Source organism: Grimontia marina (assembly GCF_900060185.1).
GTDB classification, from domain to species: Bacteria; Pseudomonadota; Gammaproteobacteria; order Enterobacterales; family Vibrionaceae; genus Enterovibrio; species Enterovibrio marinus.
On record NZ_FIZY01000023.1, the window covers coordinates 62,305 to 80,940 of the forward strand.

Consider the following 18,636-nt stretch of genomic DNA (forward strand, 5'->3'; position numbering starts at 1 on the left):
GTATAAAAACAAAGGCTGCCAAATGGCAGCCTTTTTCAATTCGGTTCCGGTTAGAGGTTTTCTTCAGCAAACTCTGCGAGACGGCTGCGCACCACACCATTGAGGTAAACACAGGCACTGCCTTCAAAGTTCTTAAATCTTTCTACAATGTACGTCAACCCCGATGTCACAGGGGTTAGATATGGACTGTCAATTTGCGCCAAGTTACCCGAGCAAACGATTTTCGTGCCTTCACCGCAACGGGTGATGATTGTCTTCAACTGTGATGCAGTAAGGTTTTGACACTCATCCAGGATCACAAAGGCATTCTGGATAGAGCGGCCACGCATAAAGTTGATGGATTTAAACTGGATATTGGCCTTATCCATGATGTAACGCATCGAACCATCTGCACACTCGTCGTTTTTGTGCAGCGCTTCCAACGTATCGGTCACTGCACCTAACCAGGGCAGCATTTTCTCTTCTTCGGTGCCAGGAAGGAAACCGATAGACTCAGCAATTTCCGGCGTGTTTCGGGTCACGATGATCTTGTCATACATGCCCTTTTCGACCACCTGCTCAAGAGCAGCTGCCATGGCCAGGATGGTTTTACCACAACCCGCAGGGCCAGTCAGGATCACCAGATCCACATTCGGGTCGAGCAATGCATCCATTGCCATTCCCTGATAGATATTTTTTGGGCGCACTCCCCAGGCTTCGCGGTGCATCAAACGTTCACGGCTGATGTCCTTAACGGTCATTTCCGTTTCGGTTAACCCCACCACACGTCCGGCAAAATCGTCACCTTCATCCAGCAGGTACTGGTTCACGAAGGTGGTATCGGCGAGTTCACGCGGCAAAGTGTGTAAGGTGGTGCGGCCGCTGTTTTCCGTTTCCACTTGACCGACTTTGTCCCAGAAGCCGCCTTCAAAGACCTGAAAGCCTTTGGTCAGCAAGCTGACATCATCAATCAATTGATCGGTACGATAATCTTCAACAAACAGCACGCCAGCCCCTTTCGCTCGCAGGCGCATGTTAATGTCTTTGGTCACCAGTACCACCGTTCGTGGCGAGCGTTTAGCCTGCAGGTGCAGCACCGCATTGAGGATACGGTTGTCTCCCGCTTTGTCGGCAAACGCCTGAACGGTTTCCTTAATTTCGTAGTCTGCAAAAATGGAGACGGTCCCGGTGCTGCCTTCTTTACCGACAATAATGCCTTCGGCAATCTGGTCTGGGGTCGCGTCTTTAAAAATATCTTCGAGAGCTCGAATCGCGACACGTGCGTCACGGGAAACGTCCCGCTTGCTATCTTTGATCCGGTCGAGTTCTTCGAGGACGGTCATGGGAATGATCACGTCATGTTCTTGAAAGGAATAGATGGCGAAAGGTTCATGAAGCAGGATGTTGGTATCCAGCACAAAGAATTTCCGATCGGCATCGCCCATAGGCACCTCCTTGGTTGCATAGGCTTGTGGGAGCCCCACGAGTTTCCCCTGATCCCGCAAGCAAACCGCGTGCCACGGTAATCGGGTAAATACAGCCACTACGCTAAAAAAGTCTGTGTCTGCATAATCTTAATCGTAAGACATATTTCAGTGTTTACCCGTCGACTACCCCACATTTTCACGAATTTGTTACTTGTTTGTTACGACCGCCAAATTTCCAACATTCGCCGTGACCCTGCTCACAAGTTCGAGTACCATTGGCAACCTTTTTCTCCGTGCGCATCATGGCCTACACTGTAGTTCGCATGAGGCACGTCATCTCCAATTTGTGTCAGCTTTAACCAGAGGTTTATCCCCTATGTCTTACGCCCTCGGACAACGTTGGATCAGCGATACCGAAAGTGACCTGGGTCTGGGTACCGTTGTTGCGCTTGATGCGCGCACCATAACCTTGATGTTCCCAGCCAGTGAAGAAAATCGACTCTACGCAAATAACGACGCCCCCATTACGCGCGTGATGTTTAACGTAGGCGATACCATTGAAAGTCATGAAGGCTGGTTCCTGACCGTTGAACGTGTTGAAGAAGAAGGCGGCGTGCTGACCTATGTGGGAACACGCACCGATACTGGCGAAGAAACCACTCTGCTCCGCGAGATTTTCCTGAGCCATCAAATCCGTTTTAACCGTCCGCAGGACAAGCTGTTTGCCGGTCAAATCGATCGTATGGACCGTTTTGCACTGCGTTATCGCGCCCTGAAGAACCAATACGAACAGCACAAGAGCCCTATGCGCGGCCTGTGTGGTATGCGTGCGGGTTTGATCCCTCATCAGCTTTTCATCGCCCATGAAGTAGGCCGCCGCCACGCACCACGCGTATTGTTGGCTGACGAGGTAGGTCTGGGTAAAACCATCGAAGCAGGCATGATCATCCACCAGCAAGTGCTGTCAGGCCGCGCGTCCCGCGTCTTGGTTGTGGTGCCGGAAACTCTGCAACACCAGTGGCTCGTTGAGATGCTTCGTCGCTTCAATCTGCATTTTTCCATTTTCGACGAAGAGCGCTGCATCGAAGCGTTTGCTGATGCGGATAACCCGTTTGATACCGCACAGTTGGTACTGTGTTCACTCGACTTCCTGCGTAAAAGCCGTAAGCGTGCTGAGCAAGCCGCCGAAGGCGAATGGGATTTACTGGTCGTCGACGAAGCGCACCACCTTGAGTGGAGTGAAGAGAAAGCCAGTCGCGAATATCAGGTGATTGAAGGCATCGCAGAAAACACCCCAGGCGTGCTGCTGCTGACAGCAACCCCAGAGCAGCTGGGTCACGAAAGTCACTTTGCCCGTCTGCGTCTTCTAGACCCAGACCGTTTCTATGACTATCAGGCATTTGTGGAAGAAGAAACCCAATATGCTCCGGTCGCTGACGCTGTTAGCCAGCTTCTGTCTGAAGACAAGCTCAGCAATGAAGCGAAAAACAGCATTACCGAACTGCTTTCCGAGCAGGATGTTGAACCGCTACTGCGTATTATCGAAGCAGCCGATGTCGACGACGACCAACGCCGTGACGCTCGTAACGAGCTGATTGATAACCTGATGGACCGCCATGGTACGGGCCGTGTGTTGTTCCGTAACACTCGTGCTGCCATTCAGGGCTTCCCGCAACGCCACTTAAACCTGTACCCGCTTGCACTGCCAAGCCAGTACCAGACCTCGATGCGTGTTGCCGCCATGATGGGCGGTAGCAACCAGTCTATCGAGCAAAAAGCGGTTCAATGGCTGTACCCTGAAGATATTTACCAGCAATTTGAAGGTGAAAACGCCTCTTGGTGGGGCTTCGATCCACGTATTGACTGGCTGTTGGATTTGTTGAAATCCAACCGTCAGGAGAAAGTGCTGGTGATCTGTTCGCGCGCACAAACTGCATTGTCGCTGGAGCAAGCTCTTCGCGAACGTGAAGGTATCCGCGGTACTGTTTTCCACGAAGGTATGTCGATTCTGGAGCGCGATAAAGCCGCCGCTTACTTCGCACAGGATGAAGCCGGCGCACAGGTGCTGATCTGTTCTGAAATCGGCTCAGAAGGCCGTAACTTCCAGTTTGCTAACCAACTGGTGATGTTCGATTTACCAATGAACCCAGACTTGTTGGAACAGCGTATTGGCCGTCTGGACCGTATCGGCCAGAAGCGTGACATCGAAATCCACGTCCCATTCATGGAAGGCACATCGCAAGCACTGCTGGCGCGCTGGTACAACGAAGGCCTGAACGCCTTTGAAGAAACCTGTCCGACGGGCCGCGCTGTCTTTGAACACGTTCAGGAGGATTTACTGCAACTGCTGGCGAAAGGTAGCCTGGATGAATCGCTGGATATGCTGGTTGAAACCAGTGCCGAGATGCACCATAGGCTGAAAGCAGAACTTGAAAAAGGCCGCGACCGTCTGCTGGAAATGCATTCCAATGGTGGAGACAGTGCCAAAGCACTGGCAGAAACCATCGCCTCCCATGACGGTGACACCAATCTGGTGACCTTCGCGTTAGGCCTGTTTGACACAGTTGGTCTGAATCAGGACGACAAAGGCGAGAATGCCATTGTCGTGACGCCTTCAGAGCACATGTTGGTATCGAGCTACCCTGGCCTGCCAAGCGAAGGCTGCACCATCACCTTTGACCGTGACACTGCGCTGTCACGTGAAGATCTGCACTTTATCAGTTGGGAACACCCAATGATCCAGGGCGGTATTGATCTGCTGCTTTCTGAAGATGTGGGCACCACCGCGGTTTCCCTTCTGAAAAACAAGGCGCTACCAGTCGGCACTCTGTTCCTTGAATTGCTATACGTCGCAGATGCACAGGCACCAAAGAGCTCAGGCATTCACCAGTTCTTGCCAGCAACCCCAATCCGTGTACTTCTGGATGCAAAAGGCAACGATCTGGCAGCACAGGTTGAGTTCGAAGGCTTCCACCGTCAACTGAGCCCAGTAAACCGTCATCTGGCAAGTAAGCTGGTTTCTTCTGTTCAAACCCAAATTCATGGCCTGATCGAATTGGGCGACCCACTGGCTGACAAACAACTGGCCGCGGTCAAAGAAGCCGCAGAAGCCGAGATGACAGCCAAGCTTCGCTCTGAACTGGATCGCCTTCAGGCACTGAAAGCCGTGAACCCGAACATCCGTGATGATGAGCTGGAAGCGATTGAAACCCAAATGGGTGAGCTTCGCAGCTACATCAATCAGGCACAGGTAAACCTGGATGCACTGCGTGTGATCGTGGTCAGCCATCAGTAATCTGATCTTTGGTTTAGACAAGGCACTGCTTAGGCGGTGCCTTTCTTTTACCGGACTTCTCTTTCCTCAGCAGCATGCTAAACTGCCGCCCGTCTAAACTTCGAGCAGTTCCTTTTCGAGTAAAGCCATGAGCGACTTTATTTACAACCCGCCAACGGAGCCTTGGCTGAATGTTATCTATCAGGATGACGACATCATTGCCATCAACAAACCGAGTGGTCTTCTGACCAACCCGGGACGTGACCCTGCGCATTACGACAGTGCATGGTCACGTATCAAGGCGGAATATCCTGACGCCGAACTGGTTCACCGACTCGATATGTCGACCTCTGGCCTGATTGTGTTTGCCAAACATAAAGAGGCAGAACGCCACCTGAAAGCCCAGTTTCGTGAGCGTGTGACCCACAAGCTCTATTACGCACGCGTGTGGGGAAGTGTTGAGCAGGACGAGGGTCGCATCGACCTTCCGCTTATTTGTGACTGGCCAAATCGTCCCAAGCAAATGGTGTGTTTCGAAAACGGCAAGCCGTCAGTAACAGACTACGAAGTGATTAAGCGGGAGAAGAAAACCTCGCTGGTGCGCCTTCTGCCAATCACAGGCCGCTCCCATCAGCTTCGCGTGCATATGCTTGCGCTAGAACACCCGATTGTCGGTGACGAGTTTTATGCCCATCCGCAGGCACTAAAGTACTCACCACGCCTGCAACTTCATGCCGGAGAGCTCTGTTTTCTGCATCCAGGTTCGGGGGAACCTATGCATTTGTCTGCGCCTTGTAATTTTTACAGCAGTGCGGCGGGTGACACGCTGGTACGACGAGGCATCAAAGCCGACCCTGAACTGTTGAAGTAATCAACAGTTCAGTTTTACACTGGCGGAAAAAGGAACTCCGCCATGGAAAAGATTGTCTTTCTGGATAGTGCCACCATCCCTTCCCATATCTGTATTCCCTCACCTTCTTTTCCTCATCAGTGGGAAAGCTTCGAAGAAACTTCTTCGGATGATGTACTGAACAGACTCAAAGATGCCACCATCGCCATTACTAACAAAGTCATCCTCAATGCTGAACTGTTGGCGCAACTCCCTTCGCTAAAGCTGATTGCCATTGCCGCGACAGGCTATAACAACGTCGATACAGACTGGTGTAAAGCTAACAATCTCCCCGTGTGTAATATCCGTGGTTATGCCACCCGCTCCGTGCCAGAACATGTCATCGCGCTCGCTTTTGCTCTGAGAAGAAACCTCAATGCCTACCACAGGGACATTGAGCTGGGTGTTTGGAAAGAGAAGAACCAATTTTGCTTCTTCACTCATCCTATCGGTGATATTACTGGCGCAACGCTTGGAGTCATAGGTTCAGGCAGTTTAGGACAGGCAGTAGCGATACTCGCTAAAGCCGTCGGCATGAACGTCATTCGCGTAGAGCGCAAAGACGTCACTTCCGCACGCGAAGGGTATGTCTCTTTTGAGGAGGCCCTGATGCAGGCAGATATCCTAACCTTGCATTGCCCACTGAGTGATGCCACCCGAAACCTGATTGGCGAAAAGGAATTCGCCAAAATGAAACCTACTTCGATTTTGATCAATACTGGTCGTGGCGGCTTAGTGGATGAAACAGCGCTGGTTGAGGCGCTGAAAAAAGGCGAGATTGCCGGTGCTGGGGTGGATGTGTTTACCGAAGAGCCCGCTACAAACAGCAATCCGTTACTGGCTCATTCAGGTTTGCCCAACCTAATCCTTACCCCTCATGTTGCCTGGGGCAGTGATTCCAGCCTTCAGACATTGGCAAATCAACTCACCGACAACCTGAATGCCTTTATCAAAGGTCATCCAAACAATCTCGTGTAAGGGCTTATTTGAAGCCCTTTTCTTTCTTAATCAAATCGTATGCAGCCTGAATTTCCTGCGCTTTCTGTTTCGCCATTTCCATCATCTCGGGCGGTAAGCCTTTTGCAGCTAGCTTGTCAGGATGATGCTCATTCATTAACTTTCTGTGACCACGTTTAACAGCCTGTGCGTTGGCATCTTCATCAACACCCAAAATCTTATAAGCATCGGCGATATTGGGCCCGCCAAAGCCTTGTTGCCATTGTTGCTGGCCTTGATGCTGACCGCCCTGTTGCTGGTAAAACTGGTAAGCCGCTTCCTGCATCGCCAAGCGCTGTTCAAGTTGCGGGCGGGAAAAGCCTAGGGTGCTGGCAATGATGTAAAGCATCTGAAGCTCGCTCGGGTGCATGGAACCATCGGCATACGCGGCCTGAATTTGCACCTCGAGGAAGAACTGGAGCAGGTCAAACCGGCCACCACAGTTGCGACGAACCGACGCTAATGTGTCTTCAAGCGGGAACGTGGCGTCTTTACCTTCACGGAATGCATCTTGCGCCTGCCTTCTGGCTTCACCATGCAGTCCCATTCGATCCATAAGGTTGGTCGCAAGACGGATTTCATTTTGTGTCACCTGCCCTTTGGCTTTGGCAACATGTCCCATCACTGCAAAAGTGGCATGAAAATAAGCCTGCTGACGCGCTTGCTGGTTTTGCCCTTGAAAGCCACCACCCAAGGAAATGTTTTGTCTCGCCTTATCGAACTTATGCCCCAAAAACAGACCTAACAATAATCCGAAAGGACCACCGAGCAGGAAGCCAAAAAATGCCCCCAGCACTTTTCCCCAAATCGCCATGCATTATTCTCTATTTGACTAATTTATCTCGATTCCGCCAGCAAGCAGGTGCCGTGAGAGATGATTTGCATTATCATAACCCCCATTTTTCAGCAAAAAATTGCCGGGACGCAGCGCAAGAGTATACCAGTGCTGTATGCCAACAACAGGATTGAGTTTTAATGTCACTGACTGCCAGAAGTTTTTTATCCACGATGATTTGCCTTGCCCTTTATGGACAGGCCATGGCGGAAGAGAGCCAAGTTACTCAGGGCAGCACTGAACCGCTGGTGATCCCCACTGAAAAATGCCTTGCACCGGAATACCGCTGTCGCCCCAATACAGGCAGTACAGACGATATCAACAATTTACCGGTGAGAATTGAGGCTGACAGCGCAGAAGCTAAAGCTAACGAAAAAGCCATCTACCGCGGTGACGTCGTGGTGACTCAGGGTAATCGCACAGTTAAAGCCGACACAGCGACGCTACGCCAGCCGGAAAATATCGTCACGGCAGAAGGGAATGTTTATTTCCACGACGGGGAAATCGCTATTTCCGGTCAGTCTTTGCAAACCAATCTGGATAACGAAGACACCACACTGAACGACGCCCAGTACAAAATGATGTGCACCCCGGGCCGCGGCGAAGCGAAGCGCGTATTTAAAAACGGCACCACCTTCTACGAGCTGGAAGATGGCACTTACACCACCTGCCCTGATGATGACAAAAGCTGGCGTTTCAGTGCCGGTAAGCTGGAAAAGGAAGACGGTGATATTTTCGCCGACCTCTACCATGCCCGCTTTGAAGTGTTAGATACCCCGATTTTCTATCTTCCTTACCTTCGCGTCCCCGTTGAAGACGGCAGACTGACAGGTTTTCTTTATCCATCCATCAGTTGGAACGATACCGACGGTTTTGAGCTGGAGACACCGTTCTACTGGAATATTCATCCACAAGCCGACATGCGAATTACCCCTAGGTATATGTCTAACCGTGGCTTGTTTATGACCATGGAACCCCGCTACCTCACGGAGATGGGCTCAGGCAGCGTGGTGCTTGAGTATATGGGGGAAGATAAGCTCTACCCGGAGTTTGATAAGAGCTGGGGCTTTAACTGGACGCATACTGGGATTCAAAACCATTGGCTGTATGATATTGATTACAGCAAAGTCAGTGATTTCAGTTACTTCACACGACACACCGATTCACGCGTGGGTAGTCGTGAAGACAACACCTTACTGCAAACCGGTGAAGTCTCCTATCGCGACCTGAATTGGGACTCGACACTCAGCATCCGAAACTTCCAACCATTGAGCCCAAATACGTCGGTATACCATCTGCTCCCTCAACTGGCGATGAACTACTACCGCCCAGATACCGCCTATGGCATCGATTTCTATATGCCTGCGCAAATCAGTAAGTTTGCTACTGATAGTAAAAGCAAACCTGATGCACTGCGCTTTAACATCGAGCCGACTATTGTTCTGCCTTATAACCTCCCTTGGCTCAGTGCTACCGCTGAGGGTAAGGTGTTTTATACCTACTATGACCAATCAAACATTGATGGTGTAACAGGTGTTAATGGCGAAACACTTGAGGAGACTGTCTCAAGGGTGGTTCCGATGGCACGACTTCACGCCGTCGTGACGCTGGAGCGCAATGGTGCATTCTTCGATACCCCATATACGCAAACTCTGGAGCCACAGGTTCAATATCTGTATATCAAAGAAGTTGACCAATCCGGCATTTACAACCCGGTCAACTATTCAGGCGGTGGTTATGACACTGCGCGCTTGCAAACGGATTACTATGGCCTGTTCCGAGCCAACCAATACAGCAGCGTCGATTACATCAACCCGGCCAACCAGTTTACGGTTGGCGCAGCGACCCGCTTCTTTGACGATGGTTTCAAAGAACGATTTAATGTGGCATTTGGTCAAATATACTACCTCGACCGCTTTGGTACTCAGGAAGATACGTCCATCAACTATTCGGCTTGGGCAATAGAGAGTGAGTTGAATCTCAATGATTACTTCTTCGTTCGAGGCTCTCTCGAATACGACAGTAATCTGAGCAATGTGCAGTTTGGTAATGCCACCGTCGAGTATCGAGACGGAGGATTCTTTGCACAGACCAGCTACCGATATGTTGCCAAAGATTACATCGCCAACTCTGTAGGGTTCAGTAATCTGGACCAAATCACTGAAGATGGTATTTCGCAGGTAGGTCTGGTCACGGGCTTTACTATCGCGGACGGCGTAAGTGTGCGTGGACAGTATTTCCACGACTTGACTCAGGATCTCATGTTGGAAAACCAACTGGGTATTACGTACCGCTCTGATTGTTGGGTAATTGGCTTGAGTTACAACGAATATCTGTTGGCACGCAGCAATATCAATGATATTGCGCGATACGACAACAACATCAGCCTGTCATTCAGTCTACTTGGTCTCGGAGCGAACGCCGGCTTTGGCTACAGCTCCGCCAGCGGCAACGCCTTGGGTTACCGCAATCCGTTTGGCCTTAAGAACTAATTTTGAGATTTTGGAAACGCAAATGAATAAATGGACGAAAGCTATACTGGCCACGGCAATCTCAGCCAGTTCTTTAACGGTGTCGGCTTCCCCGGCAGAATTAGATCGCGTTATCACTGTCGTGAACGAAGGTGTGATCCTTTCAAGTGATGTCGAATCTCTAAAAAAGACAGTGGCTTTGAACGCAGATACAGCAAACCTGCCGCCAGAAGACGTGCTTGAGCAGCAAATTCTGGATCAGCTCATCATCGAAGAGCTGCAACTCCAAGAGGCAAAACGATTGGGTATTCGTATCGATGATACCCGTCTTGAGCAAGCTATTGACTCTATCGCCAAAGATAAAAATGTATCAGTCAATCAACTGCGTGAAGAACTGAAAGGAAACGGCATTACTTGGTCGTCTTATCGCGACCAAATCCGCCGCGAGATGACCATCAGCGAAGCACGTAATGCTCAGGTTCGTCGCCGCATTAACATCCTTCCTCAGGAAGTAGAGTCACTGGCATCCCAACTCAACGCGAAAAACCTTGAGAACGTAGAATACCGCCTGAGCCATATCCAGCTTCGATTAGATGAAGATGCAGAGAAAGACGAACGTGATGCTGTCGCAGCCAAAGCCACCCAACTGGTTTCTGAACTGGAGGCTGGCGCGAACTTCAAGGCGTTAGCTCTTGCAAACTCCAAAGGCCCGAAAGCACTTGATGGTGGCGACTGGGGATGGATGCGCCTTGAAGAAATGCCAACCATCTTCGCAGACCAAATCAAAAGCAACGGTAAAGGGGCTGTCATTGGTCCATTCCGCAGTGGTGTGGGTTACCACATTCTGAAAATAACTGACGTTAAAGGCCTTCAGTCTGTCGCCGTCACCGAAGTGAAAGCCCGTCATATCCTGATTAAGCCTTCCATCGTTTTAAGCGATGATGGTGCAAAACGTCAGCTCAACCAAATGATTGCGCAAATCAACAAAGGCGAGAAAACCTTTGATGATTTAGCCAAACAATACAGTGCAGACCCTGGCTCTGCGGTGAAGGGCGGCGACCTTGGCTGGCAGACATCTGAGCTTTATGTTCCTGAATTCAAGGACAAAGTCGACACACTTCCAGAAGATCAAATCAGCGAACCATTTAAAACGGTTCACGGCTGGCACATTGTCGAAGTGTTGGATCGCCGCCAGGCTGACCGCACCGATGCTGCAATGCAAAACCGTGCTTACCGAATGTTACTGAACCGTAAGTTTAATGAAGAAGCACAGGCTTGGCTGCAAGAGCTTCGCGCTGGTGCTTACGTAGAACAAGTAGGCAACCTTGATGAAGACAGCTAACCCAAAACGCATTGCGATCACCCCTGGAGAGCCGGCGGGAATCGGTCCCGATTTGGTCTTAGCGCTGGCACATGATAGTTGGCCACACGAGTTGGTTATTTGTGCCAATAAAGCAATGCTGGCAGAGCGCGCCAAGCAGCTTGGTATCGATGTCAGCTTTGAAGATTACGACCCGTCAGCCACTCCCAAAGTCCATCAACCGGGAGTTCTCGTGGTTTGTAATGAGCCTCTTGAGGCTGACGTTGTCGCAGGCGAGCTCAATGAAGCGAATGGCCACTATGTGTTGAACACCCTCACCCGCGCTGCCGAAGGTAATATGCAGGGAGAGTTTGCTGCGGTCGTCACTGGCCCAGTCCATAAGGGGGTGATTAACCGTGCTGGCGTTTCATTCAGCGGCCATACTGAATTTTTCCAGCATCATGCTAACGTTCAGCAAGTCGTCATGATGTTGGCAACGGAAGGTCTTCGCGTGGCCTTGGTGACCACTCATATCCCATTGGCCTACGTATCTAAAGCCATCACCGAAGAGCGCCTATTTCAGGTGATCGAAATTTTGAACGACGACCTCAAATCCAAGTTCGGTATTACTGAACCTAAGATTTATGTCTGCGGCTTGAATCCACATGCCGGAGAAGATGGCTGCCTGGGCCGCGAAGAAATCGACATCATAGAACCTGCGCTTGAGAAACTTCGCAAGCAAGGTATGAATCTGATTGGTCCTCTGCCTGCGGACACCCTATTTCAGGATAAGTACCTGAAAGATGCTGATGCCGTATTGGCGATGTATCACGATCAGGGGCTGCCTGTGTTAAAATTCAAAGGATTTGGAAAGTCAGTCAACATTACGCTTGGCTTGCCTTTCATCCGAACTTCAGTGGATCATGGTACCGCATTGGATTTAGCAGGTACCGGAACGGCGGATACTGGAAGCCTGCGGACAGCGCTATCCCACGCCCTCGAGTTAGTAGATAAGAAAGCATGAGCGATAAAGTCCATCTAGGCCACCGCGCCCGTAAGCGTTTTGGCCAGAACTTCCTTAACGATCCGTACATCATTGACGGTATTGTTTCTGCCATTAACCCTCAGCCAGGCGAAAATCTGGTTGAAATCGGCCCAGGTCTCGGTGCTCTGACCGAGCCTGTTGCACGCGAAGTCGACAAACTGAGTGTGGTTGAGCTTGACCGTGATCTGGCAGAACGTCTTCGCCACCACCCAGATTTGGCAGATAAACTGACCATCTATGAAGGCGATGCGATGAAGTTCGACTTTACGCAACTGTCCTCTGAAGAGAATCCTTTGCGTATTTTCGGTAACCTGCCGTACAACGTTTCCACGCCATTAATGTTCCACCTATTCAGCTTTGCAGGTAAAGTGAAAGACATGCACTTTATGTTGCAAAAAGAAGTGGTTAACCGTCTGGCTGCGGGTCCAAACAGTAAAGCCTATGGCCGTTTGACTGTAATGGCACAATACTACTGTAAGGTAGTGCCAGTGCTGGAAGTACCACCAACGGCGTTTAAGCCAGCGCCAAAAGTGGATTCAGCTGTTGTACGCCTTATTCCGCACAAAGAGCTGCCACACCCAACCACTAGCCTGAAATGGCTGGAACGTGTTTGCCGTGAAGGCTTTAACCAACGCCGTAAAACCGTGCGTAACTGTTTCAAATCACTGATTGATGCAGAGACAATGGAATCACTGGGTATCGACCCTTCGGCTCGCCCAGAGAGCCTCACGCTGGCACAGTTTGTTGCACTGGCAAATTGGATGGATGTTAACCATCAACAATAATTCAGGGAACACTTCAGGGATGATAATCAACAATTTTACGGTTCGCGTTTTGACTCACTATGTGGAAGAGCAATCCGAGCCGGATAAAAAGCGTTATGTGTTTTCCTACACGATTACCATTGAAAACAATGGTAATCGTCACGCACAACTCCTTCGCCGTAAATGGCTGGTCACCGATGCCAATGGAAAAAAATTGGTGATCGAGGGTGAAGGTGTTGTGGGTGAACAGCCCCTAATCGAAGCGGGCGACCAGTATACCTACACCAGTGGCACTGTGCTGGAAACGCCTGTGGGTGTCATGCAAGGATTTTACACCATGATCGATTTAGACGAAAAAGAGTTCGACATCGAAGTCTCGCCATTCCGTCTCGCACTTCCCAATATTCTCCACTAGGAATTTTTGTGGCTACTTACCTTGTCGGTGACATTCAAGGCTGTTTTGACGATCTCAACGCGCTGTTGAAAGAAGCTAGCTTCGATCCTTCCAACGATCACCTTTACATAGCTGGAGATCTAGTCGCCCGTGGCCCCGATTCCCTTGCAGTACTGAGGTTTGTAAAATCCCTTGAAAAGCATGGTCATACGGTTCTTGGGAATCATGATCTCCATCTTTTAGCGGTATCAAAGGGGATCATGAAACCGAAAGGTAAAGACAAAACTCTCTCGATACTGGAAGCTGACGATCGTGAAGAGTTACTCAATTGGCTTCGCCAGCAACCCTTGCTGATCCATGTTGATCAAGCCAATGCAGACAGCCCAGGCTTTGTAATGACCCATGCTGGTATCCCTCCTGTCTGGGATATTGAAACGGCTAAAACAAATGCACGGGAAGTGGAAAGCGTCCTGAAAAGTGATCGCTATGTCTGGCTACTTGAAAACATGTATGCCAATAAGCCTGCACTTTGGTCACCAAACTTAAAAGGCATTGAAAAGTATCGCTATGCCATCAATGCCCTGACACGCATGCGTTTTTGTGAGCCAGATGGAAGCTTGGATATGGCCTGCAAACTCCCTCCAGAGAAAGTGAAAGATGGACGTCTCATGCCTTGGTTTCAGATGCCAAATCGTCGCACGATTGACGAAACGCTGGTTTTTGGCCATTGGGCAGCGCTGGGCGGCGTATTAACTGACAATCTGTTAGGACTGGATACTGGCTGTGTGTGGGGTGGCTCACTCACCATGGTGAGATGGGAAGATGGGCAAAGGTTTTCGCGCCCCTGCCCGGTTCATGCCTGACCGCTTACGCCCGCTCTAACACCACAAACTCCATGTTGTAGCGGTTCTTTTCATCAGCCTGATAGGATTCGCGGTGTGTTTCTGACCATCCCTCCCCCCAATCAGGGAAGCAGGTATCACCGTCTATCTCAGCATCAATAAAGGTCAGACAAAGCTTATCCGCCATGGACATGCTCGCCTCGTAAATAGTACCACCACCAATGATCACCGCTTCTTCAACATCGCCTGCTAACGCAATCGCTGCGTCAATGCTGGTAGTGCTCTCAACGCCTTCTGCTGACCAGTTTTCGTCTCGGCTGATTACTATATTACGTCGACCCGGCAGCGGGCGGCCAATCGACTCATACGTTTTCCGGCCCATGATGACTGGCTTGCCTAACGTGTTTTGTTTAAACCAGATAAAATCGGCAGGCAGATGCCAAGGCATGGCGTTGTCTTTTCCTATCACACGTTCCTTCGCCATTGCGGCAATCATACTGATCTTCATCTGCTCTTGATCCTTTATTTTCAAACAGCTGCGACATGCTACACCACAGGTTTTCACTACGGAACTTATTAAGGCGAAAAAAAACCGCCTTTATCTAGGCGGCTTTTTATGTATTCCGGATTATGGACGGTAGATGATCTCTACGTCGTAATCGTCTTCGTTCCAATCATCCCAGTCATCGTCGTCGTCATCATCGGACTTAGACTGCTTCTTGATTTCCTGCTCGTGGTAGTCATCCCACTTGAATTCAACTTTAGCTTCTTCAGCTGCTTCTTCTGGCTCAATTGCCGTTGGCAGCGATTCGATGAATTCCATCAGATCGTAAGTCAGCTGTTGAGTGTTGCCTTTGTTGATGGCAGAAATCGCGTAGTAAGGTTCATCCCAACCTAATGCATCAAGAATACGCTCGATTTCCGCTTCCGCATCTTCTTCACTCATCAGGTCGATCTTGTTAAACAGGACCCAACGAGGCTTATGAGCCAGCTTCTCGCTGTAGCGTTGAAGCTCTTCAATGATAGTGAATGCATTATCGACAGGATCTGAACCATCAACAGGCATCAGATCAATCATATGCAGCAGCACACGACAGCGCTCTAAGTGTTTCAGGAATCGAATACCGAGGCCAGCACCTTCTGCAGCACCTTCAATCAGACCCGGGATGTCGGCAACAACAAAGCTCTTATTGTCAGCAACACGCACTACGCCCAGACTTGGCACCAGCGTGGTAAACGGATAGTCCGCCACTTTTGGCTTAGCCGCTGATACCGCGCGGATGAAGGTTGATTTACCTGCATTAGGCAGACCCAGCATACCGACGTCAGCCAGCAGAAGCAGCTCAAGACGCAGATGACGCAATTCACCCTTGGTGCCCATCGACTTTTGACGAGGTGCGCGGTTTACAGAAGATTTGAAGCGGGTGTTACCCAAGCCATGCCAGCCGCCCTTTGCCACCATGATTTTCATACCATGATGAGTCAGATCAGCAATCACTTCGCCGGTGTCTTCGTCAACGGCACGGGTACCCACAGGGACATTCAATATCAGATCGTCACCACGCTTACCGGTACAGTTACCACCACGGCCATTTTCACCACGGCCAGCAGCGTGGAAACGCTCAAAGCGGTAGTCAATAAGGGTATTCAGGTTTTCATCTGCCAGCAGGTAAACGTCACCGCCATCACCGCCATCACCGCCATCAGGACCACCTTTAGGCACATATTTCTCACGACGGAAACTGACTGTACCGTTACCGCCATCGCCGGCTTCAACGCGGATTACCGCTTCATCTACAAATTTCATTTTTCTTCTCCATACCCTGCACCACCTACCTTGAGGAAGGTATTACGTGTTCTTGGGTTAACATTGGCGATCGAGCAGCACCCTGTTGGAGCACTTCTGGCCGATGATCCTTATCCTTTAAGAAGATCTTAGGATCAAAAACCGGGTTGCGTTCAGTATTGCCACGCTATGTATGCCTACGGATGCATTCGTGACATCTGTGACATCTGCGTGACGCGATTCCTTTCAAGCCACGAATGATACGCGGCATGCGTAAATTCGCTGCTGAGCCGCCTGAGCTTAGATTGCTGTTGTATAGCTAAATAACTTCACCCAAAGTCACTTAGCTATGCAACAAAAAGCCCCGCCGTAAGGCAGGGCTTCAAAATCAGTATCGAGAGCTATTATTCAGCTTCGATGCTAACGAATTTACGGTTCTTAGGACCTTTAACCTCGAACTTCACTTTGCCGTCAGACAGAGCGAACAGAGTGTGGTCTTTACCGCAACCTACGTTAGTGCCCGCGTGGAATTTAGTACCACGTTGACGAACGATGATGTTACCTGCCAGAACAGATTCACCGCCGAAGCGCTTAACACCAAGACGTTTGCTTTCTGAATCACGGCCGTTACGAGTAGAACCGCCAGCTTTTTTATGTGCCATTTATCTCTTCTCCTAGATTAAGCGCTGATGCCAGTAATTTTGACTTCAGTGAACCACTGACGGTGGCCCATTTGCTTACGAGAATGCTTACGACGACGGAACTTAACGATTTTCACTTTGTCGCCACGACCGTGAGTAACTACTTCAGCAGTTACTTTACCGCCTGCTACGAATGGTGCACCAACGGTGATTTCTTCGCCGTTAGCTACCAGCAGAACAGAATCAAACTCAACAGTTGAGCCAGTTTCAATGTCTAGCTTTTCCAAGCGAATATTTTGGCCTTCGCTTACACGGTGTTGTTTACCACCACTTTGGAAAACTGCGTACATGGTTTTCTCCGCATTTCCGCACAGCCTTCTGCGTTTAAAAATTGTGCAGTGAGGGGTGCGCATTTAATTCATCAATAGGGCGCGAATTCTACGGTAAGATTCGCCCTCTGGCAAGGGGGAAGTGAAAGAAAATTGGTGAAAAGCTGTTCACTGTATTTAACCGTCTATTTTGCCAACATTGATACTGTGTCGAGTAAGGAATTTTAGTGTAATATCATCGCAAAAACGAGAGCAGCAAACTGCAATCTACCCTTGGACCGGACGCATCAATGGATTTTAAAACCATCCAAGCACTGACTGCCGATGACATGGCAAAAGTGGACAAAAAAATACTTGCGCAACTGAATTCTGACGTCGCCCTAATTAACCAATTAGGCTTTTATATCGTCAGTGGTGGAGGCAAACGCCTGCGCCCAATGCTTGCTGTTTTATCAGCCCGTGCGCTGAATTATCAAGGTGAAGGACACATCACCGCCGCTGCCTTTATCGAATTTATCCATACCGCCACCCTGCTGCACGATGATGTTGTCGATGAGTCTGACCTCCGTCGTGGCAAAGCGACAGCCAATGCCATGTTTGGCAACGCAGCCAGCGTGCTGGTTGGCGACTACATCTACACGCGCTCTTTCCAAATGATGACCGAACTTCGATCGTTGAGGATCCTCGATCTGATGAGTGAAGCTACCAATGTGATCGCGGAAGGTGAGGTTTTGCAGTTGATGAACTGTAATGACCCGGATACCACTGAAGAAAGTTACATGCAGGTGATCTACTCAAAAACCGCACGCCTTTTTGAAGCAGCCACCCAAATAGGCGCAATCCTTTCAGACTCATCTGAAAATGTAGAAAAGGCGTTGCAAGATTATGGCCGCTACCTTGGCACCGCTTTCCAGCTTATTGATGATGTGATGGATTACACCTCACAAGGCGATGAGATGGGCAAAAATACCGGTGACGACTTAGCTGAAGGTAAACCTACCCTGCCATTGCTACACGCCATGCTCAACGGTAACACCGAGCAGGCAGCCATGATTCGTGAAGCGATCGAACAAGGTAATAGTCTGGACAAACTCGATCCTATCCTTGCCTGCATGGAGCAATGCGGCTCTCTGGAATACACTCGGCAACGCGCGGAGGAAGAAGCGGAGAAGGCCATAGAAGCCCTCGCGCCTATTCCAGAGTCAGAATATAAAGAGGCGCTCAAGGCGCTGGCACACATTGCTGTGCACCGTAAAAAGTAATCTTGTTTAACGCACCCCAGGGTGCGTTTTCTTTTTGATGCGATTTTAAGGAATAAATGTTGAAGCCCTTTCCCATGAAAGCCGCTGCCATTGTGTTAGGCAGTGCCATGCTTTTCGGCTGTGCCGGAGGCAATCGTATTCCCGCGACTTCATTCACCTCATACGAAGATTTTAAAGCCGGCCCTGAAGGCTAACACCTATCACTTAAGATGCTTAGAGCGAACAGGGTAGCGAGTTTTATTAATACGAACGGTCCTCGCTTTGGGCCGTTTTCTTTTTTTGGGGAGTATGTAGCGTTTCACTCTCTCCCGCATGGCTCTTAGCTTTCTCGGGATTGAGCCGGGGGCTGCTATCGCACACCACATCAGCTCATCCTGAATATCTCTCAATGCCATCATAAAA

At 49.9% G+C, this 18,636-nt stretch carries 17 protein-coding genes and 1 pseudogene; 11 read left to right on the forward strand and 7 right to left on the reverse strand.

All coding sequences use genetic code 11. The features are described from left to right. Nucleotides 1–50: 50 nt before the first annotated feature. Nucleotides 51–1,424: a PhoH family protein gene (locus GMA8713_RS13250; RefSeq protein ID WP_002536452.1), complete on the reverse strand. Its 1,374-nt coding sequence runs from the start codon at nt 1,422–1,424 to the stop codon at nt 51–53. A gap of 358 nt (nt 1,425–1,782) precedes the next feature. Between GMA8713_RS13250 and rapA the strand changes: the two genes are divergently transcribed. From rapA to GMA8713_RS13265, 3 genes are all read left to right on the forward strand, one after another. Continuing rightward, complete coding sequence (gene rapA / locus GMA8713_RS13255) at nt 1,783–4,701, forward strand: RNA polymerase-associated protein RapA (protein WP_062710532.1); 2,919 nt, start codon at nt 1,783–1,785, stop codon at nt 4,699–4,701. A 127-nt stretch (nt 4,702–4,828) separates the two neighbouring features. After that, nucleotides 4,829–5,551 (forward strand): bifunctional tRNA pseudouridine(32) synthase/23S rRNA pseudouridine(746) synthase RluA, encoded by a 723-nt coding sequence (gene rluA, locus GMA8713_RS13260; protein WP_062710533.1) that lies wholly within the window; start codon nt 4,829–4,831, stop codon nt 5,549–5,551. Between the two features lie 42 nt (nt 5,552–5,593). Beyond that, complete coding sequence (locus GMA8713_RS13265) at nt 5,594–6,547, forward strand: D-2-hydroxyacid dehydrogenase (protein WP_062710536.1); 954 nt, start codon at nt 5,594–5,596, stop codon at nt 6,545–6,547. A gap of 4 nt (nt 6,548–6,551) precedes the next feature. On the opposite strand, the gene djlA is transcribed toward GMA8713_RS13265, so the two are convergent. Next, entirely contained in the window at nt 6,552–7,379 is an 828-nt protein-coding gene (gene djlA / locus GMA8713_RS13270; protein ID WP_062710539.1) for a co-chaperone DjlA, read from the reverse strand. Nucleotides 7,380–7,540: 161 nt separating this feature from the next. On the opposite strand from djlA, the gene lptD reads away from it, so the two are divergent. Genes lptD through GMA8713_RS13300 form a run of 6 tightly spaced genes read left to right on the forward strand, consistent with a single transcriptional unit; the run spans nt 7,541 to nt 14,237 of the window. Further along, the gene (lptD, locus tag GMA8713_RS13275) at nt 7,541–9,892 is read left to right on the forward strand and encodes an LPS assembly protein LptD (RefSeq protein WP_062710542.1); all 2,352 of its coding nucleotides are present in this window, start codon (nt 7,541–7,543) and stop codon (nt 9,890–9,892) included. 22 nt (nt 9,893–9,914) lie between these two features. Beyond that, nucleotides 9,915–11,213, forward strand: coding sequence for a peptidylprolyl isomerase SurA (surA, locus tag GMA8713_RS13280; protein ID WP_062710544.1), 1,299 nt, complete (start codon nt 9,915–9,917; stop codon nt 11,211–11,213). Then, nucleotides 11,200–12,195 (forward strand): 4-hydroxythreonine-4-phosphate dehydrogenase PdxA, encoded by a 996-nt coding sequence (pdxA, locus tag GMA8713_RS13285; protein ID WP_062710547.1) that lies wholly within the window; start codon nt 11,200–11,202, stop codon nt 12,193–12,195. The genes surA and pdxA overlap by 14 nt, the downstream gene beginning before the upstream one ends. After that, nucleotides 12,192–13,001, forward strand: coding sequence for a 16S rRNA (adenine(1518)-N(6)/adenine(1519)-N(6))-dimethyltransferase RsmA (gene rsmA, locus GMA8713_RS13290; RefSeq protein WP_062710549.1), 810 nt, complete (start codon nt 12,192–12,194; stop codon nt 12,999–13,001). Before pdxA ends, rsmA begins: the two co-directional genes overlap by 4 nt. A 19-nt stretch (nt 13,002–13,020) precedes the next feature. Next, complete coding sequence (gene apaG, locus GMA8713_RS13295; RefSeq protein ID WP_062710554.1) at nt 13,021–13,395, forward strand: Co2+/Mg2+ efflux facilitator ApaG/CorD; 375 nt, start codon at nt 13,021–13,023, stop codon at nt 13,393–13,395. 8 nt (nt 13,396–13,403) lie between these two features. Beyond that, nucleotides 13,404–14,237, forward strand: coding sequence for a symmetrical bis(5'-nucleosyl)-tetraphosphatase (locus GMA8713_RS13300; protein WP_062710557.1), 834 nt, complete (start codon nt 13,404–13,406; stop codon nt 14,235–14,237). A gap of 4 nt (nt 14,238–14,241) precedes the next feature. On the opposite strand, the gene folA is transcribed toward GMA8713_RS13300, so the two are convergent. From folA to rplU, 4 genes are all read right to left on the reverse strand, one after another. Beyond that, complete coding sequence (folA, locus tag GMA8713_RS13305) at nt 14,242–14,724, reverse strand: type 3 dihydrofolate reductase (RefSeq protein ID WP_062710560.1); 483 nt, start codon at nt 14,722–14,724, stop codon at nt 14,242–14,244. A 120-nt stretch (nt 14,725–14,844) separates the two neighbouring features. Next, on the reverse strand, nt 14,845–16,023 hold the full coding sequence (cgtA, locus tag GMA8713_RS13310; protein ID WP_062710562.1) for an Obg family GTPase CgtA: 1,179 nt from the start codon (nt 16,021–16,023) through the stop codon (nt 14,845–14,847). A gap of 383 nt (nt 16,024–16,406) precedes the next feature. Continuing rightward, a complete protein-coding gene (gene rpmA / locus GMA8713_RS13315) occupies nt 16,407–16,664 on the reverse strand; it encodes a 50S ribosomal protein L27 (RefSeq protein WP_002536479.1) in 258 nt (85 codons plus the stop codon). A 17-nt stretch (nt 16,665–16,681) separates the two neighbouring features. Then, complete coding sequence (rplU, locus tag GMA8713_RS13320) at nt 16,682–16,993, reverse strand: 50S ribosomal protein L21 (RefSeq protein WP_062710565.1); 312 nt, start codon at nt 16,991–16,993, stop codon at nt 16,682–16,684. Between the two features lie 269 nt (nt 16,994–17,262). On the opposite strand from rplU, the gene ispB reads away from it, so the two are divergent. Together ispB and GMA8713_RS27720 are read left to right on the forward strand one after the other, a co-directional pair. Next, complete coding sequence (gene ispB / locus GMA8713_RS13325; RefSeq protein WP_062710569.1) at nt 17,263–18,234, forward strand: octaprenyl diphosphate synthase; 972 nt, start codon at nt 17,263–17,265, stop codon at nt 18,232–18,234. Nucleotides 18,235–18,290: 56 nt separating this feature from the next. Continuing rightward, entirely contained in the window at nt 18,291–18,428 is a 138-nt protein-coding gene (locus tag GMA8713_RS27720) for a hypothetical protein (RefSeq protein WP_232314436.1), read from the forward strand. A 6-nt stretch (nt 18,429–18,434) separates the two neighbouring features. Here the strand turns inward: GMA8713_RS27720 and GMA8713_RS28125 are convergent. Further along, a pseudogene (locus tag GMA8713_RS28125) lies at nt 18,435–18,636 on the reverse strand (IS4 family transposase); the annotation flags it as partial.